Raw genomic sequence first — 26,373 nt, 5'->3', positions numbered from 1 at the left:
AAAGTGAACTGAAATGAACCATTTCCTCGATATCCATAAAACCGACGCGGGCGATCTGCGGACCATGATTGATCAGGCGGGCGCTATGAAACAGGCGCGCTTGGGCCGCCCAAAGGCAGCACTTGATGACGAACAGCCTCTTAAAGACCGTATGGTCGCGCTGATCTTCGAAAAACCGTCTACCAGAACGCGCGTGTCCTTTGACGTGGGCGTGCGTCAGATGGGCGGGCAGACCATGGTGCTGTCGGGCAAGGACATGCAACTGGGCCACGGTGAAACCATCGCTGACACCGCCCGCGTCCTGTCGCGCTATGTCGACATGATCATGATCCGGACCTTCGATGAGACCATTCTGACCGAGATGTCTGAATACTCGGACGTGCCAGTCATTAACGGGCTGACTGACCGCACCCATCCCTGCCAGATCATGGCGGATGTGCTGACGTTTGAGGAACACCGCGGTCCGATTGCGGGCAAGAAAGTAGTCTGGACCGGCGACGGCAACAATGTTTGCGCCTCGTTCCTACATGCTGCGGGTCAGTTCGGGTTTGATTTCACTTTCACCGGCCCGGCCCAGCTTGATCCGGAAGAAGAGTTTATGGGGCTTGCCCGTCAAAAGGGCTCGAAAATCGTGGTCGAACGAGACCCGTATAAAGCGGTTGAGGGTGCCGATCTGGTGGTCGCCGATACCTGGGTTTCAATGCACGATTCCCAGTCCGCCAAGGAACGTCGCCACAACATGCTGCGCCCCTATCAGGTCAACGCCGAGCTGATGTCACACGCAAAACCGGACGCGCTGTTCATGCACTGCTTGCCTGCCCACCGCGAAGAAGAGGCGACATCCGAGGTGATGGACGGCCCCAACTCGGTCATCTTCGACGAGGCCGAAAACCGTCTGCATGCGCAAAAGGCCGTGATGCGCTGGTGTCTGGGCGTCTGAACGGAGTCCACCATGCCTCATGTCACACTGGAGTTTTCGAAAGGCATAGAGCAGGTCCATGATATTCAGAAAATTTGCGATCAGCTTTTTGCCGTTCTGGCCGAACATCCTGAATTCGACGCAGAAACGATAAAAATTCGCGCGAAACCGGTAGAATACTACCGATTAGGCACTGATCCCCAGAGCTTTGTCCACGCCACGCTTCTGCTGATGCAGGGTCGTGACGAGGCGACGCGCTCTGAGCTTACCGTGGCCATACTGGAGGTTCTGTCGGCGGCCTTGCCCGAGGTTGGCAGTATCACAGTGCAAGACGTTCAGATGAACCGCGCTTCCTACGCGAAACGGGTGGCCGGGCCATAGCCAGTGTCCGGTTGTCACAGATCCTGTGTTGCTCAGGTGGGTCGCCTGATATCCCAAATCCGCAATTTGGCGAGCGTCGCGACGCTCGCCAACACGACCAGACCGCACAATACCCACTTGGTCATGACCTCCATGGTACCTTCAATCATCAGGGCATGTACGACGCTGCCAATAATGGTGATGATCGCAAGGCTCGCATGCCCCAACCTCCAGACGCGAAACCTTAAGCCAAGGCGCTTGCGAGAAAGACCTAGAAACGCGGCTCCGAACGCGGCCCACATCGCAATCACACCCCAAGCCGAAAACGGTGTCGGTGAAACAAATAACAGAGCGTCAATAACGTCGGGCGGGCTGGTGATCCACAAACCACCGACATGGATCAGAATGGCTGCAACTAATGCTAGCCCACACCACCTATGCCAATGGCGGCTGGCAACCGGGGTCAGCCCCGGCAACAAACGGCCCGCAAGTAGCGGCTGCATCAACAGCAGACACATTGAAATAACACCGGCAAACCCGGCGGTGATGTAGATCGGTTCACGCCATGCCAGCTGAGGGCTCGCCGCAGCCGCGATAATCGGTACGGCCATGGCAAGGATCACAAAGGTCCAGATTACTAGGCTTCGACGCACTGTGGTTAGGCAGGCTGCAGAACGAAATGCGCGGCCAAGGTTTTGTCCTTGGAACTGCTCATGATTGGGCGCAAGAACACGGTCTCGAACTCACCACTGTCATAAGCTAGATGGCCGTGTGGCTGGCCAAAGGCGGGTACGATTTGCGGCATCTCCAGTCGGAACTCTCCATTGGCATCGGTCAGAGTTGCGCCGTGGCTCTGCGGATCGCGTTCGTGGCCTTCTGTCGTATGCGCCCAGATCTGGATGCGCTGACCGGGCAGGGGGGCACCGTCCCCGGCGCGTCGCACTGTTCCGGTCATCCAGAACCCGCCGCTGCCAATCCGGTCAACGATGGGCGCGCCGGGACGGTAATTGTTGGACCCTCCGCGCATGGATGCGGTGGGGGCCACGCCACTTGCGCGCGCTGGCGCCAAAAAGCCTGTCGCACCCGTTGCCAGAACAGCCCCAGACGCCAAAACCAAAGAACGACGAGAGAACGTAAGACCAGGCATGCAAACCTCTCTTTTCAAGTGTTTCACCACGCCTCGACGATGCCGGGCATTCTTTCAGCGGAAAGATAGCACGATTGTTTCAGTTTCCGAGGGGGCGCGCGGCGGGGTGACAAATTGTGAATTCCTTTGACCGTGCCCCCGCGCAGGTGCCATCCTGAAATCCGTCAGTTCGGGGAGTCCTGCACTATGGTTGTCGAAGACGTTGTCTCAGACGAAGAAATCAAGGCGTTCAAGCGCGACGGTGCGGTTGTGCTGCGCTCCAGGTTCTCCGAGGATTGGCTGGCACTTTTGCGAGACGGCATCGACGCGGATTTGGCCCGCCCAACCGATAATTTCACCCGCCATACCAAGGACCCTCGCGCACCTGCCTATTTCGAGGACTACTGGGCTTGGAATAAAATCCCGCAATTCACGCAATTCGTTCACAATTCACCTTGTGCTCCGCTTGCCGCACAGTTGCTGGGCGCACCATCGATCAATCTTGTCATGGACAACTGGTTCCTGCGCGAGGCTGGATCAACTTCGCGTCCTCCGTTTCATCAGGACCTGTCCTATTTCGACTTCGAAGGCACGATGTGCGTCCTGTGGTTGCCGCTTGAGCCGGTTACCAAAGAAAACGGTATCGCCTTCGTCAAAGGCTCGCATCTGTGGGACAAGCTGTTCATGCGGGTCAGGTTCGCCGACGGGCATCCCAGCTACGAACCCACCGAGGTTGCAGGGTTGACCTATCACCCGCCGCCTGACGTCAATGCCGATCCGGGTGCATTCGATCTTTTACAATGGGATATGAATCTGGGCGACTGCATCTTCTTCGACATGCGCACCTTGCACGGTGGGCTGTCATCAGTCACCCCAACGGAAACGGTACGCCGGTTTACGCTGCGGATGACCGCTCCGGATGGCAGGATCCGGTATCGGGGGGATTGGGCCAAGGATGAACGGGCGCAGTTCGAAGCCGAAGGATATCGCGAAGGTGATCGAATTGATGGGGCGTTTTTCCCGCAGCTTTGGCCGCGCCGTGCCTGATGTATGGTCCGGGTCCGCACCCGTTCTGTGCGTTTCTGCAAATTGAAAGGCGAGTATGTCAGACCTAACCTACATCAGTGAACTGAATGAACTGATCGCGGGAGAGCAGGCATGAGTTGGAATCCTACCCAAAACCCCAAGAATTCGCCTCTGGAGACACTGATCATCCCTCGTGCCCGTGATCTGGGCGGTTTCGAAGTGCGGCGCGCGTTGCCCTCGCTCAAACGGCAACTGGTTGGCCCTTTCATCTTTTTCGATCAGGTGGGCCCCGCCGAGTTCATCACCGACGGTGGCATCGACGTGCGGCCGCACCCTCATATCGGCTTGGGTACAGTGACCTACCTGTATCAGGGCGAGTTTGAGCATCGCGACAGCCTTGGCACCCATCAGATGATCTATCCAGGTGAAGTGAACTGGATGGTGGCTGGCCGCGGCGTGACCCATTCGGAACGTACCAGTGAAGAAACGCGGGCTAAGCGGCACAGCCTGTTCGGTGTTCAGACCTGGATTGCACTGCCTGAGGTGTACGAGGACATGGCCCCGGATTTTGAGCACCACAAGCAGGGCGCGCTGCCGCATATCAAGGACAATGGCGTCAGTGCCCGGCTAATCCTTGGTTCGGCTTATGGCGAAACCAGCCCGGTGACGATGCTGTCGGAAACCTTCTATCTGGATGTGCAGCTTGAACCCGGCGCCGCCTTTCCATTGCCCGACGACCACGAAGATCGCGGGGTTTATGTCATTCAGGGATCGGTTGAGATTGCGGGCGACACGTTCGAGCAAGGTCGCATGATGGTGTTCCGCCCGGGCGATCGCCTTTCGGTCAAGGCGGGTCCGTTTGGCGCGCGGTTGATGCTGCTGGGCGGAGCCACATTGAATGAGGATCGCTATATCTGGTGGAATTTCGTGTCCTCTTCGAAGGAAAAAATCGAAAACGCCACTCGCGAATGGAAAGCCGCGGATTGGGCCAACGGTGCCTTCCACCTGCCCCCCGGCGATGATCAGGAGTTCATTCCGATTTCCGACGAGTTGGAGCGCACAAGCCCAAGACGGGCACGTTAACCAGACGTCAGGGGGCCTTGTCCGAACTTGCGATACCGGCAATCCTCGCCTCAACGGGAGGGTTGCCATGAAGATCATAATCGCAGGCGCGGGCAGCATTGGATGTTATTGCGGAGCCTTTTTGGCTGATGCCGGTCACTCGGTCACGCTGTTGGGTCGCCCACGCATTCTGGACCCAATCCGTGAGGAGGGCCTGACCGTCACTGATTTTTCCGGCCTGCACGTTCATGTGGCGGCTGAGACGCTGACGATGTCCGAAACCCCGGATTGCCTGAAAGACGCCGAGTTGGTGATCCTGGCCGTCAAGGCCGCGGCCACGGCGGATATGGCAGAACAGATCGCGCGGTTCGCGCCGGCCTCTGCGCCGGTGTTGTCCTGGCAGAACGGGATGGAAAACGCCCGGGTGCTGCGGGCGGCGCTTCCGGATCATGACGTTCGCGCGGGAATGGTGCCCTTCAACGTCGTGCCGCCCCGGCCCGCGAGCTTTCACTGCGCCACTTCCGGCGATATCGTGATCCAGTCCGGCCCGGGCGGTTTGGGGCAGGCACTTAGCTCACCTAACCTGCCGGTGATCGAAAGCGACTACATCGATGCTGTGCAATGGGGCAAATTGGTTATCAACCTGAACAACGCACTGAACGCGTTGTCGGGGCTGACGTTGAAGGATCAATTGCTGGATCGCAAGTGGCGTCGCCTGATGGCCGACCAGATGGCTGAGGCTTTGAGGGTACTTCAGGCCGCAGGCCACCCTGTCGCATCAACCACGCCTTTGCCCGCTTGGATGACGCCGCATATCCTTCGACTTCCTACGCCACTGTTCACCCGGATCGCCGCGCGCATGCTGACCATCGACCCAAGCGCGCGCACGTCGATGGCCTATGACCTCGCGGCGGGGCGCGTGACGGAAATCGACAGTCTGCAAGGTGAGATTGTCCGACTGGGCAAGCAATATGGGCGGCCTACACCGATTTGCGCTAGGGTACAGGCTCTGATCGAACAGAAGCCGGATGTAAGTCTGTCACCTGATCAGATCATCCCGTGACGTGATTACATCAGGTGAACGCCGTCAGAATCCAGAAGATAACGGCCGACATTGTAGCCGCCGCTGGGACGGTAATCACCCACGCGGCAATAATGGTCATGAAATGCGACCGACGCACGAGCTTGCGCCGCCGCTGCTCTTCACGGGCCAGCCGCAACTCGGGCGGGCGGCGATCATTACTTTGCTTGCGTCGGCGATCCTGATTCCATTCACGGTAAAATCCGACGCCGAACACCGCACCCACCGCGATGTGGGTCGAGCTGACCGGCAGCCCAAGCCAGCTTGCAACAATCACTGTAATCGCCGCCGACAAAGCGACGCAGAATGCGCGCATCGGGTTCAGTTTGGTGATCTGGCTACCCACCATCCGGATCAGCTTGGGGCCAAACAGGAACAGGCCGAACGAAATCCCAAAGGCCCCGATCACCATTACCCATGTCGGTATCGTGACTTTCGAGGCAAAGTCGCCAAATTCAGCGGCGTGCACAATTGCGGCCAGCGGACCGACAGCATTGGCGACGTCGTTGGCACCATGTGCAAAGCTCAGAAAACCGGCTGAGATGACCAGAGGCAACCCAAACAAAACTTTCAGAGATTTGGTGCGGTTTTCCAGCCCTTCGGATTTGCGGCGAACCCAAGGCACGGTCACGGCCCAAGCCAGAATGCCCGAGGTCAGACCGATCAGTAGCGCGATTTCCAGATCGATTTTCACGATCCGCTTCAGGCCTTTGACAGAGAGATAGGTGGCAAATGCACCAGCCATCACAGCCACCAGAATAGGCACCCAGCGACGGGCTGCGGCAATTTTGTCGTCTTGATACTGAATTTTCGCCTTGATCAGCGCCAGAAATCCGGCAGCAATCGCGCCGCCCAGAACCGGAGAGATCACCCAGCTGGCGGCAATCGCGCTCATCGTGCCCCAGCTAACCGCGCTGAGACCTGCTGCTGCGACGCCAGCCCCCATCACACCGCCCACGACCGAGTGCGTGGTGGAAACAGGCGCGCCGACCCATGTGGCTAAGTTGACCCACAGCGCTGACGAAATCAGTGCTGCCATCATCGCCCAGATAAAGACCGAGCTATTCTGGACTGAGGCAGGGTCGATGATGCCCTTGGAGATGGTCGAGACCACGTCTCCGCCCGCCAGCAGAGCCCCCGCGCTTTCCGCGACTGCGGCGATGGCAATTGCCCCACCCATGGTCAGGGCGTTGGCACCGACCGCAGGGCCCATGTTGTTGGCAACGTCGTTGGCGCCGATGTTGATTGCCATGTAGGCACCAAAACCAGCAGCCGCGATGACGATCAGCCCACCGTCTGCCCGACCGAATAGTATCGCAGCAATCAATCCGGCAATAACTATGAAGGCCAGCGCGATGCCCGGCGCAAGCAGCGGCCGCGCCACGTGCACGTTCGCATGCTCAAGGCGGGAAATTCGGTGCAGATCGCTGTCCAGGGCTTGCCAGCGGTTTTTATTGTTCGTGTTCGACATCGGTTTTCTGTGGGTGATACGGTTTAACCGGCGCGGTTAACGGTTGCCCGGTCTTGTGGCAACCGGCCTCACAGAAGTTTGTTGCGAAAGCGTTACATTTGCCGCAGCATTTCGCGCAGTTCCGGCTCTTGCACCAGCTCCGCGGCCTCTTTCGGCGAGAACCAGCGCCGTTCACGCTCGCTGACCTCGGGGAATTCCTCGGCCAGATCTTTGACATCTATGCGATACACATTGGTGCGCACGGGTTGGGCCGTTCCGTCATCCAGGATCTTGTCATAGGTGAAATGGCCCACCGCCTTGCGGCCCAGGTGTTTCACTTTTACGCCGGCTTCTTCCCATGCTTCTTCTTTGGCAGTCTCGGCCCCGTCCATGCCGTCAATCGGCCATCCCTTTGGGATGACCCAGCGACCTGTGCCACGGCTGGTGATCAATAAAACTTTTTTGTCGTCGCCAGTTCCGCGCACGCACAAGGCTGCAAACTGTACCCTGTGTGGGCGTTGGAAGAAGGGTTTGCCAACTTCTTCCCAGATATTGTTCAGCCAAGATGCCATCGATTAAGTGCCAGTACTTTTCTTAGGTTCAAGGAAAAGTGACATAACAACTATAAACCGGGGCTTCAATGCATCTATTGAGCGAACGCATTTTCTGAAGCAAACGAACGTCAGGTCCGCCGCTTGGCCCGCAAGGTTGGATCGGCCTGGGTCGGATCCTCGGGCCAGGGGTGTTTGGGATATTGCGCGCGCATGTCCTTGCGCACATCGGCGTAAGATCCAGCCCAAAATCCCGGCAGATCGCGCGTGATCTGGATTGGTCGCCGCGCAGGGGACAGCAGAGTGATCTTGAGCGCCTCGCCCCCGATAACCGGATGCCGGGTGACACCGAACAGTTCCTGCAGGCGGACCGAAATCTCGGGCACCGCTCCCCCGTAATCAATCGGCACATTGCGGCCCAGCGGTGTTTCAAATGATCCCGGCGCGCGGCGGTCCAGCTCCTGCGTTTGGGGCCAGTCCAGCCGGGCGTGCAGGGCGGGCAGCAGGTCGAATTTTTTCCAGTCGTCTGCACTGCGCTGACCTGACAGCATGGGTAGCAGCCAGTCGTCCAGAGCGGCCATCAGCCCGTCCAATGAAAAGTCCGGCAGGTCGATTCCTTCGGCGCGTACCAGTTCGACTCGCGCCGCCAATCGCGCCGCGGCCCCGTCCAGCCGCAATCCCAGATCACGCACTCCGTCCAGCATGGCGCGGGCGATGGCCTCGTCCGGCGCGTCCTTCCAGATACGGTCATCCAGAGTGATCGCGCCAAGGCGTTCCTGCGTGCGCGCAATGACCCGGCGTTCGCGTTTCGACCACGCGCAGCTGTCGACCCATTCGATCTGATCCGCAAACAGGTCCCGGATTTCACGTTCCGAGATTTGTGCGGCCATGCGCACCTTGGCCTCGCGCGGGTTTCCGTCCGTATCTGTCACAACAAGATACGGCGCGGCCGCCAATGTATCACCGCTGTCCAGCACGACGCCCTTGCCGCCGGACAGAACGTAACGCGGCACATCGCCTTTGCGGCGTTGTCCAATTCGGTCGGGATAGGCCAAGGCGGCCATCGCGGCAGGGCTCAGGTCTGTCTTGCTGCTTCGTGTCTTCAGCCGCTTGCTCTCGGCTTTGATCCGTTCCAACGCGCCCATGTTGATCTGCCAAACCCGGTTGCGTTGAAAGGCGCGGGCATCACGCAATGCTTTGAGCCGCAGCAACAGATCTACCGGGGCGCCCTTTAGCGGATCACGTTCCGCCATCAGCGCTGCCAGCGGAGCGGCGCTGGTCCCGGCAGTCACCAGCATATGCCCCAGCCGAGGATGCAGGGGCAGCGCAGCCAAGGCCCGTCCGTGGTCGGTGATCCGCCCTTTAGCATCCAATGCACCCAGCATGTTCAGCAATGTGCGGGCCTCGGCCATCGTTCCTTCGGGTGGTGGTGTCAAAAAGGCCAGGTCATCCGGTTCGGCCCCCCAAAGCGCCAGTTCCAGCGCAAGGCCCGTCAGGTCGGCGGCTTCGATTTCGGCAGGGGGGTAGGCGGCCAGCGCACCTTCTTCACCTTTGGACCAAAGCCGGTAACACACGCCCTCGGCCACGCGCCCCGCACGACCTGCGCGTTGGGTTGCTTCGGCCCGCGTCACCCGTTCCGTGACCAGCCGCGACATGCCAGAGCCCGGATCGAACCGCGCCCGGCGCGCTTGACCCATATCCACAACCACGCGGATGTCGGGAATGGTCAGCGAGGTCTCGGCGATTGACGTCGCGAGCACGACCTTGCGCCCTGTCTCGGCTGGCGAGATTGCTGCGCGCTGAGCGGCAAAGGGCATTGCGCCGAACAAAGGTTTAATTGCGCAATTGCCGGGCAACCGTTTGGATAGCGCGGCCTCGGCCCTGCGGATTTCGCCCTCGCCGGGCAGAAACATGAGCATGCCGCCCTCGGTTTCACGCTCGGCCTTGGCGACCAGATCTATTAGTGCATCCAGGCGTCGTGCCTGCGCACCCAATGGCCGGTCCAGCCAACGTGTTTCAACCGGGTAACTGCGCCCTTCGGATGTCACCACCGGCGCGTCCATCAGTTGGCCGACGGGTTCGGCGTCCAGGGTTGCGGACATTGCCAGCAGGATCAGGTCGTCGCGTAGTGCGCCCGTAACCTCAAGGCACAGGGCAAGCCCGAGGTCAGCGTTCAAAGATCGTTCGTGGAACTCGTCAAAAATCACCGCGCCGACGCCGGGCAGATCCGGTTCAGATTGCAGCATTCGGGTCAGAATGCCCTCGGTCACCACTTCGATGCGGGTCGTTTTTGAGGTTCTCGCATCGCCCCGCACGCGGTAACCGACGGTTTCACCCGCACGTTGTCCCAGTGTTTCAGCCATCCGCTCTGCCGCGGCACGCGCGGCAAGCCTACGGGGTTCGAGCATTATGATCTTGCCGTCGCACAACCCGGCCTCGAGCATCGCAAGAGGCACCCGCGTTGTCTTGCCTGCGCCCGGAGGGGCTTGCAAAACGGCCCGGCCATTGGCCTTCAGGGCGTCAAGCAATTCGGAGATGGCGTCATCGATGGGCAGGCGTGTTGTCATTGACGCTTTATCCGCCAACCAAGGCGCAACGTCCAGTTCTGCTGTTTCCCAATGACGATGATCGCGCCGCTGCAGTATAGAACCAGCGGCGGTCCGGTCAAAGAGGATCAACAGCAACACATAGGTGCGAAATGCAGGTATCGGGCAGGTTTCCCTCGCGGTCCGGTCTGGACAAATCACCCGTCGCAGCGGCAAGTAGTCATGCCGCAAAAGATCGGGGTCGGAATGGATATGGACAGCCTAGGTGATAAGATTTTGAACGGAGACCGGCGTGCGCTGGCCCGGGCAATCACTCTGGTCGAAAGTGGCCGCGCCGATCATCGGGCGCAGGCGTCAGAGTTGCTGGCGCATTTGGCCAAAGCTGGGCGGCAATCCTTGCGTGTTGGATTGTCCGGTACTCCGGGGGTGGGCAAATCCACCTTTATCGAAAGCTTTGGCATGATGCTGATCGAGCAGGGCCTCCGCGTTGCGGTCCTGGCCGTCGACCCCAGCTCAACCCGTTCCGGTGGTTCTATTCTGGGCGACAAAACCCGGATGGAGCGGCTAAGCCGCGAGAAAAACGCCTTTATCCGCCCATCGCCCAGCCAATCCCATCTGGGTGGCGTGGCCCGTCGCACACGCGAAGCAATTGCATTGTGTGAGGCAGCAGCATTCGACGTGGTGCTGATTGAAACTGTGGGGGTCGGGCAATCCGAGACCGTCGTTTCCGAAATGTCGGATCTGTTCCTTCTGTTGCTCGCTCCTGCGGGCGGGGATGAGTTGCAGGGGGTCAAACGCGGCATCATGGAAATGGCCGACATGATCCTCGTGAACAAGGCGGATGGAGATCTGAAAGCCACGGCCACCCGCACCTGTGCCGATTACGCGGGGGCTTTGCGCCTGCTGCGAAAGCGCCCGCAGGACCCAGAAGGTTTTCCCAAAGCGATGACCGTTTCCGCGGTCGAGGAACATGGACTTGACCAAGCCTGGGACGAAATGACCACCCTGTCAGGCTGGCGGCGTGAAAACGGCCATTGGGATGGCAACCGCGCGGCGCAAGCGCGGTTCTGGTTCGATCAGGAGGTGCGTTACGCGCTGCTATCGCGGTTGGATACGCCGACCGCCCGCGCAGAAATGGATCGCCTTGGGGCCGCCGTTGGCGCAGGCAATCTCAGCCCGACGGCAGCTGCGGATCGAATGCTTAGTATCCTGGCAACACACTAGACGCGTGTTGGCGTCAGTGGTGGAGGGTGCGCCGAAATCATGTATTATGGGCAAGGATGCAATTTCTGATTGTGCAATTTCGAGGGCAAGGCGGTAGTCTCGATGGTGCGCAAGTCAACAAATGAACGCGTCGGAGAAAGCCGTATATGCCCAATATCCGTGGGACAAATGGTGACGACGATATCGAAGTCACCCGCGACGAAGGTACGCTGAACGGTACGCCTCAGGGCACACCCATTGATGATATTCGCGCCCGTGGCGGCGACGATGAGATCACGATTGTAAGCAGTACTATTTCCGGAAGTGTACGCGGCAACGCCGGAAACGATGAAATCACAGTGTCCAACGCCCAGATCGATGGGCAGATCAATGCGGGCCGCGATGCGGATACCGTCTCGGTTTTCGACGTTGGCGTCGGCAATATCCGTTTGGGGCAGGGTAATGATACCCTGAACTTTATCCGAACCCAAGTCGCCGGGGATGTACGGGGCGGCGGCGGGCAGGACGCGCTGAACCTTCCGGTTGGCACCACTGTAACAGACGACAATTTCGGTACGTTCACCGTTGTTGTCGGACAATCCTATTCGCTGTCCAGCGGCAGTTTCGAATTACCCTCGGGGATCGTGGTCAACTATAGCGGGTTTGCATCCGGCACAGGTTTTTTGTGCTTTACCCGCGATACAGTAATTCAGGCACAACGTGGTCCGGTCCTTATTCAGGATCTTCGGCAGGGGGATATGATCCCAACGCAGGGCAACGGGATGCAACCGATCCGCTGGATCGGGCGTCGTAACTTTGACACGGTGGCATTGGCGGGCGATCCGAAACGTCGCCCCGTCCGCATATTGGCAGGCGCGCTGGGCAATGGGTTGCCCAAACGAGACCTGCTGGTGTCACGGCAGCACAGAATGCTGGTGCAGTCAAAAATCGCTGAACGGATGTTTGGCGAAACCGAAGTTCTGATTCCAGCGATAAAACTGACAACGCTGCCAGGCATATTCGTCGATGACACGGTGGACAGTGTCGAGTATTACCACCTGCTTTTTGACCGGCATGAGGTTATTTTTGCTGAAAACGCCCCAAGCGAAAGCCTGTTTACCGGGCCTGAGGCGCTCAAGGCCCTTAGCCTTGAAGCTCGGCGCGAGATATTCGATATCTTTCCGGAATTGGCGGATATGAACCACAATCCCAACCCAGCCCGGTACATCCCCAAAGGCCCCCAACAGGCGCGTCTCGTGGCGCGGCATCTGAAGAATGAAAAACCACTGCTGTAGGATACGACGCCTAGGGGACGCCCCTCGGATGTTTAAATCCCCAAAAAGCAGCCATGTTGAATCCGCCCTGAACACGTGACTGAATGAGATTACCCGATCAGGCAGGCGACTCCGGTCAAAAAGGGCAGTTGAAGAATGCAGCAATGTCGGATTTTTGATGGAAATCGACTGCGTGCCACGCTTTTCAATCCAGGTCAGCCTCGCTTGTATGTCACCTTTCGTCACCGGGTTTCTGATCCGGGGCGGTTTTCGGAACCCCGGCCGGCTGCAACTTTCATACAGGCGGGGTATCCGCATTTGCATCGTGCAGCACGACTGAAAAGCCCCCGCTACTGGGCGCGTCTGGCGGCCGCAGCGGCAAAAACAGGTCGTCCTGAATTGGAAAATCACGCCCTGAAACGGCTGGGAGAATTAAATGAAAACTTGGTGCTGTGAATCCTTGGCATATGGCTTGACCCCGTCTGTGATTCCCACTACATGCATCCAACCAGTTTTCGGGCGCGACTTCGGGTTGTGCCCCTTGTGATTTGGCCGAGGGTGTAATGCCTGGCCTCCAGAAACAAAGGAAGAAACCATGTCGCGCCGTTGCGAACTGACCGGAAAAGGCCCGATGACTGGCAACAATGTCAGTCATGCCAAAAACAGAACTCGTCGTCGTTTTCTGCCAAACCTGAACGATGTTACGTTGCAGTCGGAAACGCTGGGACGTGGCGTCAAGCTGCGCATCTCGGCGGCTGCCCTGCGTTCGGTGGACCACCGCGGTGGTCTGGACGCGTTCCTGGCGAAAGCCAAGGACGATGAGCTGTCCAACAACGCATTGAAAGTGAAAAAGGAAATCGCCAAGGCGCAAGCTTCGGCCTAAGACCTTTTTCCTACAAGAATTTTGGCCCTGTACCTTTTGGTGCAGGGCTTTTTTGTTTTGCGCAGAGCGCTGTTCTCAAAATGGAGATAAATTTCCGCATTGGGTGAAATTGTTCACATACAGTTTGCTCTACCCGTATTATGTTTAAGCATATTCATCTGGCGGAGTTTAACCTCATGTCGTTCAAATCATTACCTTCTTTCTCCCTCCTGGCCGGATTTTTCGGCAAAACGTTTGGGGCATGTCTGCGGATGCAGCGTCGGGTGAATCGGCTGCATACAAGCCTGACAAAAGGGCCCGTCAAGCGTCCGGAACTGGACCGCTGACATTGTCCTCCCGGCCCTGGGCTTCAGGCGTGTCTGATTGCGCTTGAAGCCCGTTTTGTCTCTGGCCTATATCGGGGACAGGATGAAACCCGTTCTGAACAAAATTCTGCCGTTTGTGCTGTCGCTGCTGGTCGTTTTGACCGGGCAGGGCATTGCTGCATCGCGCGGTGTGGACCGGGCGGTCGGACATATGGTGTTGTGCACCGGCTCGGGACCGGTTGTGGTCTATATGGATGCCGAAGGGCAGCCGACAAAGGCCCCGCATTTCTGTCCGGATTATGCGTTGAACCTGTTGGGCGCGGTGAGCATTGCGGAACCGTCCCTGCCAGTGGCCCCGGACATCGATCAACCCATGCCATCGCGTATCGCGGAGAATCTGATCGCTCTGCCTATACCGTCTCAGCCAGCCCGGGCACCTCCTGCAAGTGTTTGATTCATTATCAATTCTTATCAAACACCAAACTACAGGAGAGGCGCTATGTCACTCACATCCAGACTGCTGACCACCCTTGCCGCCGCAACTATTGCTACCGCTGCTTTTGCGCAGGACACGATCACCGTCGATGACGCTTATGCTCGGTCGTCGGGTAAATCGGCCAAAGCTGGCGCGGCCTTCATGATGATCCAGAACACCGGCGCGACCGATGACCGTTTGATCGGCGTGGAATCGGACGCCGCAGCTCGGGTCGAGCTGCACACCCATATTGTCGACGAAAATGGCGTTGCCAAAATGACCCATGTCGAAGAGGGCATTGCCATCCCGGCGGGTGAAACGCACATGCTGAAGCGCGGTGGCGACCACGTGATGTTCATGGGCCTGACAGCCCCGTTTGAGCAGGATGCAATGGTTCCCGTTACGCTGATCTTCGAGACAGCAGGCGAAGTCGAGATCGAAATTCCGGTGGATTTGGAGCGTAAGGACACCGGCGGTCCCGGTTCGCATTTGAACTAGAGCCGCGCCTGAATTCGGGCCGCGCTGCGACCGTCATCTATGCGTCAGGCCGGGATATTCCCGGCCTGTTGTCGTTGTGGAAAAGGTTCAGCGGTTGACCACCCGCATCGCCACGCGGTCATGGGCGCGTTTGAAGCGCATGGCCAGCCAGAGCATCACTGCAGCAACAGCCAGCGCCGAGAAGGCAATCGCCCAGCCAAGTGCCACCATGCCGCTGCCCGGCCAGAACAACAGAACGAGGCCGATCAACAGCGCGACAATGCCGGAGTTGCGCATTGTGGATGCATCAGGATGAGCATCGGGCAATTGTCGCCAGGCCATCAGCGAGCCTATCCCGACAATCAAAGCCCAGGCTCCCAGCAGGAAGAACGCGAGGCGCGCGACGCCTTCCGGCCAGATCAGCAGGATCAGTCCGATCAAAAGCGCCCCAATGCCGAAACCGCCGATCAGGCCACGCCGGCCAAACCCCAGCAGCGTCAGGCCGCCATCGAGGACCAACAGCAAGCCCACCAGACGGATCAGCAACGAGATACTGCCCGTCGGCCAGAATAGCGCTGCGATTCCGAGCGCACCGGCCAGGATTCCGCGCAGCAAGAATGTCCACCACAGGTCCGTTAGCTGATCACCAAGTGCACCACGCGTATCGAGCCTGTCATCGTCAAAGATTTCACCTTGTTGGTTTTTTGGGTCTGTCATGGGGACCTCTCGGGTTGTTAGGGCACTAGTATAGCAAGGAAATTCGCGGCTTGTCTGCGGGTATCGCCCTACTGCGAGCTCAGGATCTGATCAACCCAGCGCGGAACGGCTTCTGTTCCGGGGCCCAGTATGACTTCGTCGAAACTGGATGCGCCGGTCGACGGCTCGAGGTTCAGTTCGACAGTTCTTGCCCCGGACATCATGGCCTCGTGCACGAAAGCCGCGGCGGGATAGACCTGACCCGAAGTCCCAATGGCGGCGAAGATGCTTGCGCCTGCCAGATGATCATAGATGGCGTCCATGTGATAAGGCATCTCACCAAACCACACCACATCCGGACGCGCAGTGGGGGCTACGCAGGCGGGGCAGGGCTCGCCCACGGCCATCTCGGGCGGTGCCGTCCAGCGGTGGCCGCAGGCCGCGCAAAGCGCCCCGGCCAGCGTTCCGTGCATGTGGATCACGCCTTGCGCGCCACCGGCCTCGTGCAGGCTGTCGACGTTTTGTGTGATGATCACAACCTCGCCGGGCCAGTCCCGCTGTAGTCGGGCAAGTGCATCGTGTGCCGCGTTAGGTTGCGCTTCGGCGGCCTGTACGCGGCGGGCATTGTAAAACCCGTGCACCAGCGCGGGATCACGCGCGAACCCTTCGGGCGTGGCAACGTCTTCGATCCGGTGTTGGGCCCACAAACCGCCCTCGTCGCGGAACGTGCCCAGCCCGCTTTCGGCGGAAATCCCGGCCCCTGTCAGAATGACGATCTTTTCCATCTTGGCCCTTCGCGTTACACCGTGGTTCATGACCCACCGTATCTTGTTCGTCTGTCTGGGCAATATCTGCCGTTCTCCCGCCGCCGAGGGCGCCTTTCGCGCCCGTGCGCCGCATCACGCTACCGATAGTGCCGGGACTTCTGGCTGGCACATTGGTGCCCCACCTTATGGGCCGATGCAAATGGCAGCTCTGTCGCGCGGCATTCAACTGGAGGATTTACGAGCGCGCCAATTTGTGCCCGCGGATTTCGACAGGTTCGATTTGATTATCGGAATGGATGCCGACAACATCGCGGATATTGAGGCATTGAGGCCAGCCGGGAACGAAACCCCAGTGCGTCCGCTGACGGATTTTGCACCACATATCGGCGCAGACCACGTCCCGGACCCATACTATACCCGTGACTTCGATGGGGCATTGGATCTAATCGAGGCAGCGGTCGAAGGTCTCGACGCGCATCTACGCAACTAGCTCATCAGCTTTAGGCGGTTGTTCAGCCATGGCAGTTGCGCAAGGGCCGGATCGACGATCTGGCTGCCCATGAGGCGTCGCATCATGCCTGCGACTTTTTGCGGAACCTGACCAGACCAGTCGGTGCGAGTGAACAAGGATATCGTCCTCGAGACATCTCCGATTGGGGCAGGGTGCGCCTCAAGCCCGTCATGGAACCGCGCAGCCCGCATATAACCCAGTGGCGTGGTGATCGCCCAGCCGAGGCCGCGCGCGACCATTGCCATCAGCGCCAGATGCGAACCGATTTCGAACCGTTCTTCAAATTCCAGCTGCTGGCGCGCCAGATGGGCCTCAATCTGGCGGCTGATCAACTGCTCGCGGGCATAGCGTAGGAAGGGCAGATCCTGCATGGCGTTTTCGACCCCTTTGGGCGTCACCAGAATGAAGGGATCGCGCACCAGCGGGTATTCAACAACGCCTTCCAGCACCTCGCCGCTATGGGCTGACACCACAAGCTGAAGGCGCTGCGCCTCAAGTTCTTCGAACAGGTCAAGACTGGGCAGTGTGATCAGTTTGAACTTTGACCGCGTCAGACTTTCGGCCAACAGAGTGGCCAGCCGCGGGGTCAGGTCATTGTCGAAATCGTCAATCAGGCCGACAGACAGGGTTGCAAGGTGACCCAGGTCCATCACAGTCAGCTCGCTTTGGGCCAACTGCAGTTCGGCCAGAACCGCCTGTGCGCGGGCCAGAAAGCTGCGCCCAGCCTGGGTTAGGCGCATCGGGCGCCGTGCGTGATCCACCAAATCGGTGCCCACTGCCTTTTCCAGGTTGCGCAACTGCTGGGACACTGACGGCTGGCTAAGCCCCGTGATCTCGGCGGCCTGCGCCACCGATCCGGTCCGCGCCAATGCCTCGAACACTTCGAGGCCGCGCAGGGTCAGCCCTTTCTTAACCATCAGATATCCCTTTCGCTGCGCCTTTCTGGGGCGCAGTTCGGGTCAGGTCAAGGATTGATCAGCCTAGTTGCAGATCGCCTTCGCCATCTGACCAAAGTTCCGATACCGATCCCACAGCGCATCGTCGCGCTGGGTCTTCGACATCTTGAGTTCTTGCGCCTGATGCGGGTCGCGGAACCACTTGGCAACGGTCTTCTGATCGCTGCGGGTCAACGCCTGATTGGCCACTCGCTGAATGCAGCTGCACCGATCCCGCGTTGCCGCCGAGCGGTCAGAAGCCAGACACGCCCGTTTGATCTGCGCCGCGTCTGCGACCGGAGCTACCGCCACAATCGACGTGGCACAGAATGCGATTAAGAGGAACTTTTTCATGCTCATGCCTCGTATTTGCCTGCCCGGACGGGTCTGATGCCCCTCTCGGTCTGCGGCGGAGTATGAATCAAACTGGATTTGTGATCAATGGCCAAGATGTTTCGCAGCAACAGCGCCGCCTCGGTTCGGGTCAAAGCCGGTCGGGCAGTTTCCATTGGGCCTGCCGCGCACCCTGCGAGGTCACGAAAGAACAATCTGTCGGGGTCATCACATTGGGTCGTTGGCGTTGACAGAAGGCTCTCGGATGCGGCGCCATTGGCGCGGATAATACTGTGGTTGTCCAGCAGTACGTGGTGATAACAGGCAGTTTTCTCGTTGGACAGGGTCGCAACGCCTGCATCTACGAAACTGATCGCTGGCACAAACACCTCGGGTGCTGCGAACAAGAGTTCCGCTACTGGATGCGCGATTACCAGCCTATGCTGTTGCGAAATCTTTAGTGGCGAGAAGTTAAATATTATTCCGGTCGGAACCTCGACCAACCTGAAACGTCCTGCCGCTATGACATCCTGCGATCCGACCCATTTCACCGATTGATAGCCATTGTCCTGCGTCCAAACCTTGTCGCCCGGGCGCAATGTCTCGACACGGGCATAGCCATTTTGGGTTTCTATCAATGTGCCACTGCCATAACAGATCGGCGTGACGTAGTCTGCAACGGCAAAGCTTGGACCTTCCTGGGTGTCAACAACCGTCAGTGTAACGCCTGCTGGGGGAAACTCCCCCGGGCCACCGATGAAGGCGATCCCTTCCACCGTCGCATAGGATGGGGACGAGTTGTTCACGTTGAACGCGATGGCCTGCCACGTGTTTGTACCATCCGTCAGCGTGATACCGTATTCGGCCTCAACCCGAGTACCGTCGTTGAAGTTGACGCCGTCGATAGTTTGATCACCGTCAAGGAGCTGATTGGTGTCATTGTCGGCAAAATTCGTGTCGCTACCGCCATCGCTGATGAAGACCTCGGTAGCGGTTCGCGTGTCAATCGTGATGGTCTGTCCGATAAGGTGTATACCTGTGCCCTGGTCCAAACCATCCAACCCCTGCGAAACAGAGATGGAAAGCTGGCTTTCACCCAGCACGAATATCGAATAATTGGCCAAAGACTACTCTGCTTTCTTGTTGGTGCGCCGGCCATTCAGCGCCACTATCCTACCCACCGGCTGATTTTGGGTAAATGCGTCAGAGCAGAAAGACACCATAGCAGCCTTTTCTGCAACGCTTCACGGCTTGACGAGGCCCCAATCTCCGGACATATCCCAACCCATGACAGACCTCGCTCATATCCGCAATTTCTCCATCGTCGCGCATATCGACCATGGCAAATCCACCCTTGCTGACCGGCTCATCCAAGAGACCGGGACAGTCAAGGATCGTGACATGAAGGAACAGCTGCTCGACAGCATGGATATCGAGCGTGAGCGTGGCATCACCATCAAGGCCAACACGGTCCGCATCGACTATACCGCTGACAACGGCGAGCAGTACGTGCTGAACCTGATCGACACCCCGGGCCACGTGGACTTTGCCTATGAGGTCTCGCGGTCGATGCGCGCGGTCGAAGGATCGCTGCTGGTTGTGGACTCGACGCAGGGCGTCGAGGCGCAGACGCTGGCGAATGTCTACCAAGCCATCGACGCCGATCATGAGATCGTTCCGGTGCTCAACAAGATCGACCTGCCGGCGTCTGACTGTGACCGGGTCGCCGAACAGATCGAGGATGTGATCGGCATCGACGCGTCCGAGGCGATTCAGGTTTCGGCCAAAACCGGGCAGGGCATCCACGAGACACTGGAGTCCATCGTCACCCATCTGCCTGCGCCTAAAGGCACGCTCGACGCGCCGCTCAAGGCGATGCTGGTCGACAGTTGGTACGACGCCTATCTCGGCGTCATCGTGCTGGTCCGCATCATGGACGGCACGCTGAAAAAGGGCATGCGGGTCAAGTTCATGTCGAACAACACCCTGCACCATGTCGACCGCGTCGGCGTATTCCGGCCTGAGATGGAGATGGTCGACAGCCTCGGCCCCGGTGAGATCGGTTTTCTCACCGCGTCCATCAAACAAGTCCGCGACACCCGCGTCGGTGACACCATCACCAATGACCGCAACGGCACCGAAGAGGCTTTGACAGGCTTCAAACCCGCGCAGCCGGTGGTGTTTTGTGGCCTGTTCCCCGTCGACAGTTCCGAATTCGAAGACCTGCGCGATGCGATCGACAAGCTGGCCCTGAACGACGCCAGCTTTAGCTTTGAAATGGAAACCTCGGCCGCACTTGGCTTTGGCTTCCGCTGCGGCTTCCTCGGGCTTCTGCACCTTGAGGTCATCCGCGACCGCATCGAACGCGAATATGACATCGAGCTCATCACCACCGCGCCCTCGGTGATCTATCACGTCTACATGAAAGACGGCGAGATGATCGAGCTGCACAACCCCGCCGACATGCCCGACCCGTCCAAGGTCGACCATATCGAGGAGCCGCGCATCAAGGCGACCATTCTGGTGCCGGATGAATTCCTCGGCGACGTGCTGAAACTGTGTCAGGACCGCCGCGGCATCCAGCTGGACCTGACCTATGCGGGCAGCCGCGCCATGGTCGTCTATGACCTGCCGCTGAACGAGGTCGTCTTCGATTTCTACGACCGCCTGAAATCGGTGACCAAGGGCTATGCCTCATTCGACTACCAGATGACCGGCTATACCGAGGACAATCTCGTCAAGATGTCAGTGCTGGTGAACGACGAGCCGGTCGACGCGCTGTCGACCATGGTTCACCGCGACCGGGCCGAGATGCGGGGCCGGGCGATGTGCGAAAAGCTCAAGGACCTGATCCCGCGCCACATGTTCAAAATCCCGATCCAGGCCGCCATCGGAGGCAAGGTCATCGCCCGCGAAACCCTCTCGGCCCTGCGCAAGGACGTGACCGCGAAGTGCTACGGAGGCGACGCCACGCGGAAACGCAAACTGCTGGACAAGCAGAAGGCTGGTAAGAAAAAGATGCGCCAGTTCGGGAAGGTGGATATCCCGCAGGAGGCGTTTATTTCAGCATTGAAGATGGATAGTTGAGGCGATGCCTAGCCTCAGACTTTGGGGTACTTCAGTTTCATAGTCGTGCTGCGTTTGATTGAGTTTTTTTCCCAAGGCCTAACCAGTACAAGACTCACGCTATCAGGATGATCATCCACAATTTTTATTTTCATTATTCGCTTTGAAGAGCCGCCAAATGAGCGGGTGTTTCGTTTGACGCGTGATGATAAAATTTTGAACTTCGGTTGATTGTTAGCTAGTTTCCATTGATACCCTGAGGCACTGGGTTCTTTAACGGAAACCATGAACTCCCCTTTTGCATCTACTTCGACCAATGGTTCAATGCTCTGGTTACTCATGATATCGCGTCCATATCGTCGCTTTGGGTGATCGAGGGTGAAGCCTCATAAAATGGATACTCGGAATCGATACCACAAGTCCCAAATCCTATCTTCAAAAACCCTTCGTCGCCCCAGCTTATTCCCCAACTGTTTTTGACTAACCAATAACCCTCTGGATCATTGTAGCCAACAACGCAAACTGCATGAAGTCCGACGACTTCGCTCGTAGCAGGTCGATACACACCTTTTGCGTAGTATCCAAGGTCGGAAAAAACCTTCATACCGGCAATCACAGGGCCGCGAAAAGCTATTGCCCTTTTCCGTTCATCTGAATCCCATAAATCACTATAGGCGTCCACTTTAAACCTTCGGTGGACTCGCCTGCAGTGCATCTGGCGATCTTCGTAGGGGAAGTCAGCCTCATACCCAATACCTGTGTCTCTACATCGTTTTATTGCATCTCCGGGAGTCCATCCATCCTCACAACAAGTTGGGTTTTTTGTGCCGCAGAAAAACAGCTCTGCTTCCGAGAGGTCAATGCTCTTCGTCGCGTCGTTTTCGTAGATTCGTGCCCTGGCTTCCAAAGCTGCGCAAACAGCAAAAGCCACGCAAGCGCCACATTCGCCTTGATCTTTGATCTCAGTTAGCCAGTTTTTTCCTTGCTTTTGAGTCCAATCAACTTCTTTTGGGGTGCCCCCTCCTTTTTTGAAGCCGGTATCTCGAAGCCTATTGCGGGATTTTTAGGGTTGTTTTGTTCTTGGAGAAAAGCCAAAACCACCAAAGTTGCCATCCGAAATGAGTTCTCCCAACGAATGTTCCTTCGCGGTCCAATTTAGTTTTTGACTCTCAATTAGGTCCTCAACGTCTTCAAGCTTCATTGCGTCAACCTCTTATTCAATAGAAATAGAGTGCATTAATTTTTGGGCAGCACGCAACAAGTAGTTGCTGGGTAGCAATTGATGGGTGCGTGAGTAACACAGTCTTTAGTAACAACTGGTTGCGTGTGAATAGTTTTCGTGTCTCCCTTTTCAGTTGATCCAATCTACTTGAAGTACAGAGCGTTTGCGGCCGGAGTTTCGCCAGTTCGCACCATATTTTGCCAGTTTAACAGTTTGGAGGAAGCGAGCGTGGCGCGGAGTTCAGCACGCCATCCGTTCTGCCAAAACCCAATGCGCTTGCATCGGGCGCACCGAGAAAACCCACCCTACTTAGGATAGGTATTCAACCCATCCCCCCACTGTGACCCACCTCACTGTTCCAACCCCTCCCACCTGCTGCACTTGACCTAGCGGAATCCTCAGTAGGAGGCCCAGATGTCCACATCCATGATCCCCATCATCGCCCTCGGGTCGGCGGGTCTCTATTCCGTGGCCATGATCGCGATGAAGTTCTGGTGGAAACTCCCCGGTGTGGGTCTTGGCCTGCTGATCGTCGCAACCCTGCTGGCCAGGGCGACACTGGAACTCGCCGCGCTGCGCGAGGAACGGCTAGGGATCATCTATACCGGCATTCTGGGGGCCGAGGTTGTTCTGATCGCCATCGCCTCGTTCTTTCTGTTCGGTGAGAACTTCTCGTATCGCGAGGCGGCTGGCATCGGTCTGGTGATCCTTGGCACCGCGCTGGCCTGGGCATAAGGCAAACATTACCGGTTTGTGAAGTTTCCCTCAGGTAAGTTGCAACCCGCGCCCTCCCTTCCAATCTGTTCAACAGGCCAGCAACGGCCCTGAACTTTGGAGGAGAGCCCATGACCAGATATATGACTGCCGGAGCAGCCGCTCTGGCAACTAGCCTCAGCCTTGCCACGGCCTCGATGGCCGAGACCACGCCCGATCTGCGCGGTGCCTGGACTGGCACTTATACCAAGGTTTCGCCATCCCGGGTGACCACCGGCGATGCGCCGCGTTTTCATCAGGGAGAGTGGGTGTTGGATATCCAGCAGCAGCAGGACAACCTGTTCTGGGGGCCCAGCATGTGGCGACCGGATGCTGGCACAGATTGGCGTGTGTTTGACGCCACCGGCACCATCAGTCTGGATGGGTCAGGCACCATCGGCATCGTCGAAAGCTCGGCCGATCCGCAGGTGGGTGTGAATGCGCTGGTGGATGCGCGCTATCAGGACGGCAAAATTTACGCGGATTTCCGTAGCCTGCGCCGCGGGACAACGTACAGCGTTGTGCTCGAACGTCAGGTGAACTGAAGCGTTTCCGGCCCGATCGGCTTTAGGGGGTACAGGGAGCACTGAGGTGCCGCGCGTAATAGGTAAACTCGGTCGGGTCGGAACGCTTCTCATAAAAGGACACAGCGTCTCCTCAGGGGGGACGGGTCGGGCGGCATCTTGGCTGCAAGTGACAGGGTCCTGAACACACGGTGCCGGATTTCGGCGTTCCCTGGCACCTGTGGCTTAGGCTCTCGCGAACCTTCAGCGCGGCTTTGCTTGTGGTCTGAGGGCCGTTCGGCCCTGGATTCTCTGGTCATCTCTGGCTGGGCAATCACAAGATACGCCTGATTCGATGCTCTGAGGCTGTGAATATCCACAATTGGAAGCAAAATGGCTTTTGCAGGTGCAGAAAACGGGGAAAATCGGGTCATTTCGTCGAATTCAGCGTTTTCCATTGCCAAGACCGCACGGCGTTTCAATTTCCGGAGTTATCCACAATTTTCTCCCAGCGGATATCAACACTTTATCCCCTGCTAATTTTCATGCTGCAGTGCTATTTCCTTGTCGGAACATGGCCCGAATGTAACAGTTCTATTACCGCAACGGTTCTTAGGAACCAGGGTGGGACGCAAAGGCCAAAGGGGGTCGAGGCAATAAAGGCAAGTCTTAGGATTGGCTTTTATATGCAAAGGCTTACCGGTGGATGGTCAGCTGAATTGGGTGTCAGACCCGGGTCAGATGATCAGACTCTCAGAAGGTCGATGCGTGCTGTAAAGCATCTTAGGGTGCCGAGCAGCGGCCGTGGCCTGTAACAGGGTCGGGGCAACTGGATCGGGGCGTCCCTCGGGCGCATCGACCCGGCAAGGCGTCAGGAGTATCCGTGAGGGTACATGCATGGACCGCGTCTGCGCACCTGACGCCTTTTCCTTTTCTCAGGTCTATCCAGGCTACCACTCTGTCACCCCCCCGCAAAACGGGAACGGGGTTCTTGTGGATGCACAAGAACCCCAAAGTGTCAGATATGCAATGCCGCGTCTATGCACCTGTGCCAAGGATTGTACCTTGGTTGGCTGCATTCTTCAACCATATCTTGTATGCGGAAGTTGCACCTTCACAACATCCTGAATTGCGTCAGATATTTTGCTGAACGTCAGTCGCGGCTTCTTGGATGGCATCGCCTGCTTTTTCGATATCTTTGCCTGCACCCTTGGTCGTCTCGCACGCTGCAAGGGTAAACACCGCCAGCCCTACTAGAATTGCTCGGATCATCAGTACCTCCATTTGATTTTCTATACATGGCGTAGCAGCTTTTATTTGCTGGAACCAGTATTTTACCGTGCTTGCAACGGGCGTAGAAACACGAAGCTGCCGAGCCAATTGACCGCATGGATTGTGAAGGTGGGGGGTGGCCGCACCGACGACGGATCGTTCCGATCGAAAAGATTGGACTTACGCGTCGGGTGCGGTGGAAAGATGAACGAAATCAGTCCTTATCGCCCGCGCAGAACAGCTCGTACACCACTTCAAGCATACGGCGCGGTCTGTCATCAGCAAGACGGTAGTAAATTGCTTTGCCTTCGCGTCGGGGAATCACAAGGCCTTCCAGACGAAGGCGGGACAGCTGCTGCGAAACAGCAGCCTGTCGTGCGGACAGTAGATCCTCAAGCTCGGTCACGGATTTTTCGCCAGAGACTAGATGGCACAAGATCATCAATCGGCCTTCGTGACTGATCGCCTTGAGGAAATTCGATGCGCGGGTCGCATTTCCCGCCATCCGGTCGAAATCGTCAGACGTCATATTCTGTGAAATCTGAGGCAATGCCATTGGTGTTTTCCTTTTGGGCCCTGGTGTGGGGGCACTTTTGTGAGTGGTTCGCTAAAGCGGTTCGCATTGCTACACGTTCTGTGCATGAATTTCCATATGCATGGATCAAAATGCCGTGATGGGAAAAGGGGAACTTATTGTTTAGAGCATCAAACCGCGCATTGACATCGGCGGCCTCGGTGCGTTCGACATCAGACTATCCACCTATTTTGGACGGTTGGAGTGCGATCTGTTGAGCCCCCCTTGCAGCCCCCCCGTGGCGACACTAAGACTCGGGTAACGTTTCTTCGGGTAATGTCCCGATCCATAGCAAAACAGGCAGGTTCTCATGTTCGATCCCGTTGACACCTATATGAATACGCTCGTTCCCATGGTCGTCGAGCAGACCAGCCGGGGTGAACGCGCGTATGATATTTTCTCGCGCCTTCTGAAAGAGCGGATCATTTTCATCAACGGTCCGATCCACGACGGGATGAGCCACCTGATCGTCGCGCAATTGCTGCACCTCGAGGCCGAAAATCCAAACAAAGAAATCTCGATCTACATCAATTCGCCTGGCGGCGTGGTTACCAGCGGTTTGTCGATTTACGATACAATGCAGTATATCAAGCCCAAATGTTCGACATTGGTAATCGGTCAGGCAGCCTCGATGGGGTCGGTTTTGCTGGCCGGTGGCGAGAAGGGAATGCGTTTCTCGCTGCCCAACAGCCGGATCATGGTGCACCAGCCCAGCGGTGGCTATCAGGGCCAGGCCAGCGACATCATGATTCACGCGGCCGAGACGCAAAAGCTGAAGGATCGCCTTTATGACATATACGTGCGTCATACAGGTCAGACCAAAAAGGCGGTTGAAAAAGCGCTGGACCGTGACAATTTCATGAGCCCGGAAGAGGCGAAAGACTGGGGTCACATCGACGAAATCGTCGAAAATCGCGCCAAAATGGACGGTGACGAGGCCTAAGAATATCTCCCCACGTCCCAGGCGTGGGGGCCATTTTTGAGATTGTAGCCGCCCCGGTGG

Annotated in this window: 29 protein-coding genes and 1 pseudogene; 16 read left to right on the top strand and 14 right to left on the bottom strand. The window is 57.7% G+C overall.

The features are described from left to right. Positions 1 to 13 precede the first annotated feature (13 nt). Both argF and DK510_RS18850 read left to right on the top strand, forming a co-directional pair. Positions 14 to 940: an ornithine carbamoyltransferase gene (gene argF / locus DK510_RS18855; RefSeq protein ID WP_058272227.1), complete on the top strand. Its 927-nt coding sequence runs from the start codon at positions 14 to 16 to the stop codon at positions 938 to 940. 12 nt (positions 941 to 952) lie between these two features. Continuing rightward, positions 953 to 1,300: a 5-carboxymethyl-2-hydroxymuconate Delta-isomerase gene (locus DK510_RS18850; protein ID WP_109313405.1), complete on the top strand. Its 348-nt coding sequence runs from the start codon at positions 953 to 955 to the stop codon at positions 1,298 to 1,300. A gap of 32 nt (positions 1,301 to 1,332) precedes the next feature. Here the strand turns inward: DK510_RS18850 and DK510_RS18845 are convergent, their stop codons facing one another. Both DK510_RS18845 and DK510_RS18840 read right to left on the bottom strand, forming a co-directional pair. After that, entirely contained in the window at positions 1,333 to 1,890 is a 558-nt protein-coding gene (locus tag DK510_RS18845; protein ID WP_109313404.1) for a ferric reductase-like transmembrane domain-containing protein, read from the bottom strand. 47 nt (positions 1,891 to 1,937) lie between these two features. Continuing rightward, a complete protein-coding gene (locus tag DK510_RS18840) occupies positions 1,938 to 2,426 on the bottom strand; it encodes a twin-arginine translocation pathway signal (RefSeq protein WP_109313403.1) in 489 nt (162 codons plus the stop codon). 186 nt (positions 2,427 to 2,612) lie between these two features. Here DK510_RS18840 and DK510_RS18835 point away from each other — a divergent pair, with 186 nt between their 5' ends. The 3 genes from DK510_RS18835 (at position 2,613) to DK510_RS18825 (ending at position 5,556) form a co-directional block, all read left to right on the top strand. Then, the gene (locus DK510_RS18835) at positions 2,613 to 3,452 is read left to right on the top strand and encodes a phytanoyl-CoA dioxygenase family protein (protein WP_109313402.1); all 840 of its coding nucleotides are present in this window, start codon (positions 2,613 to 2,615) and stop codon (positions 3,450 to 3,452) included. A 111-nt stretch (positions 3,453 to 3,563) separates the two neighbouring features. Continuing rightward, positions 3,564 to 4,514, top strand: coding sequence for a pirin family protein (locus tag DK510_RS18830; protein WP_109313401.1), 951 nt, complete (start codon positions 3,564 to 3,566; stop codon positions 4,512 to 4,514). A gap of 67 nt (positions 4,515 to 4,581) precedes the next feature. Continuing rightward, complete coding sequence (locus tag DK510_RS18825; protein WP_109313400.1) at positions 4,582 to 5,556, top strand: 2-dehydropantoate 2-reductase; 975 nt, start codon at positions 4,582 to 4,584, stop codon at positions 5,554 to 5,556. 10 nt (positions 5,557 to 5,566) lie between these two features. Here DK510_RS18825 and DK510_RS18820 read toward each other — a convergent pair whose 3' ends face one another. The 3 genes from DK510_RS18820 to hrpB form a co-directional block, all read right to left on the bottom strand. Then, positions 5,567 to 7,045 (bottom strand): inorganic phosphate transporter, encoded by a 1,479-nt coding sequence (locus DK510_RS18820; RefSeq protein ID WP_109313399.1) that lies wholly within the window; start codon positions 7,043 to 7,045, stop codon positions 5,567 to 5,569. A 92-nt stretch (positions 7,046 to 7,137) separates the two neighbouring features. Then, positions 7,138 to 7,596, bottom strand: coding sequence for an NUDIX hydrolase (locus DK510_RS18815; RefSeq protein WP_108861772.1), 459 nt, complete (start codon positions 7,594 to 7,596; stop codon positions 7,138 to 7,140). Positions 7,597 to 7,706: 110 nt separating this feature from the next. After that, entirely contained in the window at positions 7,707 to 10,142 is a 2,436-nt protein-coding gene (gene hrpB / locus DK510_RS18810; RefSeq protein ID WP_109313470.1) for an ATP-dependent helicase HrpB, read from the bottom strand. Between the two features lie 201 nt (positions 10,143 to 10,343). Between hrpB and meaB the strand changes: the two genes are divergently transcribed. From meaB to DK510_RS18775, 6 genes are all read left to right on the top strand, one after another. Next, positions 10,344 to 11,345, top strand: coding sequence for a methylmalonyl Co-A mutase-associated GTPase MeaB (gene meaB / locus DK510_RS18805; protein WP_370246649.1), 1,002 nt, complete (start codon positions 10,344 to 10,346; stop codon positions 11,343 to 11,345). Positions 11,346 to 11,491: 146 nt separating this feature from the next. Further along, positions 11,492 to 12,619, top strand: a complete 1,128-nt coding sequence (locus tag DK510_RS18800; RefSeq protein WP_109313398.1) for a Hint domain-containing protein — start codon at positions 11,492 to 11,494, stop codon at positions 12,617 to 12,619. Positions 12,620 to 12,754: 135 nt separating this feature from the next. After that, complete coding sequence (locus DK510_RS18795) at positions 12,755 to 13,054, top strand: hypothetical protein (protein ID WP_109313397.1); 300 nt, start codon at positions 12,755 to 12,757, stop codon at positions 13,052 to 13,054. Positions 13,055 to 13,193: 139 nt separating this feature from the next. Then, positions 13,194 to 13,481 carry a 50S ribosomal protein L28 gene (rpmB, locus tag DK510_RS18790; RefSeq protein ID WP_058272217.1) on the top strand — a complete coding sequence of 96 codons (288 nt, stop codon included), beginning with the start codon at positions 13,194 to 13,196 and terminating at the stop codon, positions 13,479 to 13,481. A gap of 363 nt (positions 13,482 to 13,844) precedes the next feature. After that, positions 13,845 to 14,240, top strand: a complete 396-nt coding sequence (locus tag DK510_RS18780) for a hypothetical protein (RefSeq protein WP_234999151.1) — start codon at positions 13,845 to 13,847, stop codon at positions 14,238 to 14,240. Positions 14,241 to 14,285: 45 nt separating this feature from the next. Continuing rightward, entirely contained in the window at positions 14,286 to 14,759 is a 474-nt protein-coding gene (locus DK510_RS18775; protein WP_109313394.1) for a copper chaperone PCu(A)C, read from the top strand. A gap of 87 nt (positions 14,760 to 14,846) precedes the next feature. On the opposite strand, the gene DK510_RS18770 is transcribed toward DK510_RS18775, so the two are convergent. Together DK510_RS18770 and DK510_RS18765 are read right to left on the bottom strand one after the other, a co-directional pair. Then, positions 14,847 to 15,455 (bottom strand): HdeD family acid-resistance protein, encoded by a 609-nt coding sequence (locus DK510_RS18770; protein WP_109313393.1) that lies wholly within the window; start codon positions 15,453 to 15,455, stop codon positions 14,847 to 14,849. Between the two features lie 68 nt (positions 15,456 to 15,523). Continuing rightward, positions 15,524 to 16,219, bottom strand: coding sequence for an NAD-dependent deacylase (locus DK510_RS18765; protein WP_109313392.1), 696 nt, complete (start codon positions 16,217 to 16,219; stop codon positions 15,524 to 15,526). A gap of 28 nt (positions 16,220 to 16,247) precedes the next feature. Between DK510_RS18765 and DK510_RS18760 the strand changes: the two genes are divergently transcribed. Beyond that, a complete protein-coding gene (locus tag DK510_RS18760) occupies positions 16,248 to 16,691 on the top strand; it encodes a low molecular weight protein-tyrosine-phosphatase (protein WP_109313468.1) in 444 nt (147 codons plus the stop codon). On the opposite strand, the gene DK510_RS18755 is transcribed toward DK510_RS18760, so the two are convergent. From DK510_RS18755 to DK510_RS18745, 3 genes are all read right to left on the bottom strand, one after another. Further along, a complete protein-coding gene (locus tag DK510_RS18755; RefSeq protein WP_109313391.1) occupies positions 16,688 to 17,629 on the bottom strand; it encodes a LysR family transcriptional regulator in 942 nt (313 codons plus the stop codon). The two genes, DK510_RS18760 and DK510_RS18755, sit on opposite strands and share 4 nt — an antisense overlap. Before the next feature lie 63 nt (positions 17,630 to 17,692). After that, positions 17,693 to 18,001 carry a hypothetical protein gene (locus DK510_RS18750; protein WP_109313467.1) on the bottom strand — a complete coding sequence of 103 codons (309 nt, stop codon included), beginning with the start codon at positions 17,999 to 18,001 and terminating at the stop codon, positions 17,693 to 17,695. A 2-nt stretch (positions 18,002 to 18,003) separates the two neighbouring features. Next, complete coding sequence (locus tag DK510_RS18745) at positions 18,004 to 19,104, bottom strand: Hint domain-containing protein (RefSeq protein WP_109313390.1); 1,101 nt, start codon at positions 19,102 to 19,104, stop codon at positions 18,004 to 18,006. Between the two features lie 163 nt (positions 19,105 to 19,267). Between DK510_RS18745 and lepA the strand changes: the two genes are divergently transcribed. Then, positions 19,268 to 21,067, top strand: a complete 1,800-nt coding sequence (lepA, locus tag DK510_RS18740; protein ID WP_058272209.1) for a translation elongation factor 4 — start codon at positions 19,268 to 19,270, stop codon at positions 21,065 to 21,067. Positions 21,068 to 21,081: 14 nt separating this feature from the next. Here lepA and DK510_RS18735 read toward each other — a convergent pair whose 3' ends face one another. Both DK510_RS18735 and DK510_RS18730 read right to left on the bottom strand, forming a co-directional pair. Further along, a complete protein-coding gene (locus DK510_RS18735; protein WP_109313389.1) occupies positions 21,082 to 21,387 on the bottom strand; it encodes a protease inhibitor I42 family protein in 306 nt (101 codons plus the stop codon). Continuing rightward, a pseudogene (locus tag DK510_RS18730) lies at positions 21,384 to 22,046 on the bottom strand (C1 family peptidase); the annotation flags it as partial. The pseudogene DK510_RS18730 and the gene DK510_RS18735, both read right to left, overlap by 4 nt. Before the next feature lie 636 nt (positions 22,047 to 22,682). Here DK510_RS18730 and DK510_RS18725 point away from each other — a divergent pair. Both DK510_RS18725 and DK510_RS18720 read left to right on the top strand, forming a co-directional pair. Then, positions 22,683 to 23,003: a hypothetical protein gene (locus DK510_RS18725; protein WP_109313387.1), complete on the top strand. Its 321-nt coding sequence runs from the start codon at positions 22,683 to 22,685 to the stop codon at positions 23,001 to 23,003. 110 nt (positions 23,004 to 23,113) lie between these two features. After that, positions 23,114 to 23,566 (top strand): hypothetical protein, encoded by a 453-nt coding sequence (locus DK510_RS18720; protein ID WP_234999150.1) that lies wholly within the window; start codon positions 23,114 to 23,116, stop codon positions 23,564 to 23,566. 1,092 nt (positions 23,567 to 24,658) lie between these two features. On the opposite strand, the gene DK510_RS18715 is transcribed toward DK510_RS18720, so the two are convergent. Both DK510_RS18715 and DK510_RS18710 read right to left on the bottom strand, forming a co-directional pair. Then, entirely contained in the window at positions 24,659 to 24,796 is a 138-nt protein-coding gene (locus tag DK510_RS18715; RefSeq protein WP_186437378.1) for an entericidin A/B family lipoprotein, read from the bottom strand. A gap of 214 nt (positions 24,797 to 25,010) precedes the next feature. After that, a complete protein-coding gene (locus DK510_RS18710) occupies positions 25,011 to 25,352 on the bottom strand; it encodes a helix-turn-helix transcriptional regulator (protein ID WP_109313386.1) in 342 nt (113 codons plus the stop codon). A gap of 328 nt (positions 25,353 to 25,680) precedes the next feature. Between DK510_RS18710 and DK510_RS18705 the strand changes: the two genes are divergently transcribed. Continuing rightward, the gene (locus DK510_RS18705) at positions 25,681 to 26,313 is read left to right on the top strand and encodes an ATP-dependent Clp protease proteolytic subunit (RefSeq protein ID WP_108861785.1); all 633 of its coding nucleotides are present in this window, start codon (positions 25,681 to 25,683) and stop codon (positions 26,311 to 26,313) included. Positions 26,314 to 26,373: the final 60 nt, after the last annotated feature.

It is taken from the genome of Ruegeria sp. AU67 (assembly GCF_900312795.1).
Classification (GTDB): domain Bacteria; phylum Pseudomonadota; class Alphaproteobacteria; order Rhodobacterales; family Rhodobacteraceae; genus Ruegeria; species Ruegeria atlantica.
The sequence above is the reverse complement of the archived record's forward strand: the minus strand, read 5'-3'. Positions and strand labels throughout refer to the sequence as shown.

What these genes read in the sequence shown, in the direction of transcription:
- DK510_RS18830 (WP_109313401.1), top strand. Translation starts at nt 3,564, where the DNA reads ATGAGTTGGAATCCTACCCAAAACCCCAAGAATTCGCCTCTGGAGACA.
- DK510_RS18825 (WP_109313400.1), top strand. Translation starts at nt 4,582, where the DNA reads ATGAAGATCATAATCGCAGGCGCGGGCAGCATTGGATGTTATTGCGGA.
- DK510_RS18820 (WP_109313399.1), bottom strand. Translation starts at nt 7,045, where the DNA reads ATGTCGAACACGAACAATAAAAACCGCTGGCAAGCCCTGGACAGCGAT.
- DK510_RS18755 (WP_109313391.1), bottom strand. Translation starts at nt 17,629, where the DNA reads ATGGTTAAGAAAGGGCTGACCCTGCGCGGCCTCGAAGTGTTCGAGGCA.
- DK510_RS18840 (WP_109313403.1), bottom strand. Translation starts at nt 2,426, where the DNA reads ATGCCTGGTCTTACGTTCTCTCGTCGTTCTTTGGTTTTGGCGTCTGGG.
- DK510_RS18850 (WP_109313405.1), top strand. Translation starts at nt 953, where the DNA reads ATGCCTCATGTCACACTGGAGTTTTCGAAAGGCATAGAGCAGGTCCAT.
- meaB (WP_370246649.1), top strand. Translation starts at nt 10,344, where the DNA reads ATGCCGCAAAAGATCGGGGTCGGAATGGATATGGACAGCCTAGGTGAT.
- DK510_RS18760 (WP_109313468.1), top strand. Translation starts at nt 16,248, where the DNA reads ATGACCCACCGTATCTTGTTCGTCTGTCTGGGCAATATCTGCCGTTCT.
- DK510_RS18750 (WP_109313467.1), bottom strand. Translation starts at nt 18,001, where the DNA reads ATGAAAAAGTTCCTCTTAATCGCATTCTGTGCCACGTCGATTGTGGCG.
- DK510_RS18835 (WP_109313402.1), top strand. Translation starts at nt 2,613, where the DNA reads ATGGTTGTCGAAGACGTTGTCTCAGACGAAGAAATCAAGGCGTTCAAG.
- DK510_RS18815 (WP_108861772.1), bottom strand. Translation starts at nt 7,596, where the DNA reads ATGGCATCTTGGCTGAACAATATCTGGGAAGAAGTTGGCAAACCCTTC.
- DK510_RS18775 (WP_109313394.1), top strand. Translation starts at nt 14,286, where the DNA reads ATGTCACTCACATCCAGACTGCTGACCACCCTTGCCGCCGCAACTATT.
- DK510_RS18735 (WP_109313389.1), bottom strand. Translation starts at nt 21,387, where the DNA reads ATGAGTAACCAGAGCATTGAACCATTGGTCGAAGTAGATGCAAAAGGG.
- hrpB (WP_109313470.1), bottom strand. Translation starts at nt 10,142, where the DNA reads ATGACAACACGCCTGCCCATCGATGACGCCATCTCCGAATTGCTTGAC.
- DK510_RS18710 (WP_109313386.1), bottom strand. Translation starts at nt 25,352, where the DNA reads ATGGCATTGCCTCAGATTTCACAGAATATGACGTCTGACGATTTCGAC.
- lepA (WP_058272209.1), top strand. Translation starts at nt 19,268, where the DNA reads ATGACAGACCTCGCTCATATCCGCAATTTCTCCATCGTCGCGCATATC.
- DK510_RS18765 (WP_109313392.1), bottom strand. Translation starts at nt 16,219, where the DNA reads ATGGAAAAGATCGTCATTCTGACAGGGGCCGGGATTTCCGCCGAAAGC.
- DK510_RS18705 (WP_108861785.1), top strand. Translation starts at nt 25,681, where the DNA reads ATGTTCGATCCCGTTGACACCTATATGAATACGCTCGTTCCCATGGTC.
- DK510_RS18720 (WP_234999150.1), top strand. Translation starts at nt 23,114, where the DNA reads ATGACCAGATATATGACTGCCGGAGCAGCCGCTCTGGCAACTAGCCTC.
- argF (WP_058272227.1), top strand. Translation starts at nt 14, where the DNA reads ATGAACCATTTCCTCGATATCCATAAAACCGACGCGGGCGATCTGCGG.
- DK510_RS18800 (WP_109313398.1), top strand. Translation starts at nt 11,492, where the DNA reads ATGCCCAATATCCGTGGGACAAATGGTGACGACGATATCGAAGTCACC.
- rpmB (WP_058272217.1), top strand. Translation starts at nt 13,194, where the DNA reads ATGTCGCGCCGTTGCGAACTGACCGGAAAAGGCCCGATGACTGGCAAC.
- DK510_RS18715 (WP_186437378.1), bottom strand. Translation starts at nt 24,796, where the DNA reads ATGATCCGAGCAATTCTAGTAGGGCTGGCGGTGTTTACCCTTGCAGCG.
- DK510_RS18770 (WP_109313393.1), bottom strand. Translation starts at nt 15,455, where the DNA reads ATGACAGACCCAAAAAACCAACAAGGTGAAATCTTTGACGATGACAGG.
- DK510_RS18845 (WP_109313404.1), bottom strand. Translation starts at nt 1,890, where the DNA reads ATGGCCGTACCGATTATCGCGGCTGCGGCGAGCCCTCAGCTGGCATGG.
- DK510_RS18795 (WP_109313397.1), top strand. Translation starts at nt 12,755, where the DNA reads ATGCAGCAATGTCGGATTTTTGATGGAAATCGACTGCGTGCCACGCTT.
- DK510_RS18725 (WP_109313387.1), top strand. Translation starts at nt 22,683, where the DNA reads ATGTCCACATCCATGATCCCCATCATCGCCCTCGGGTCGGCGGGTCTC.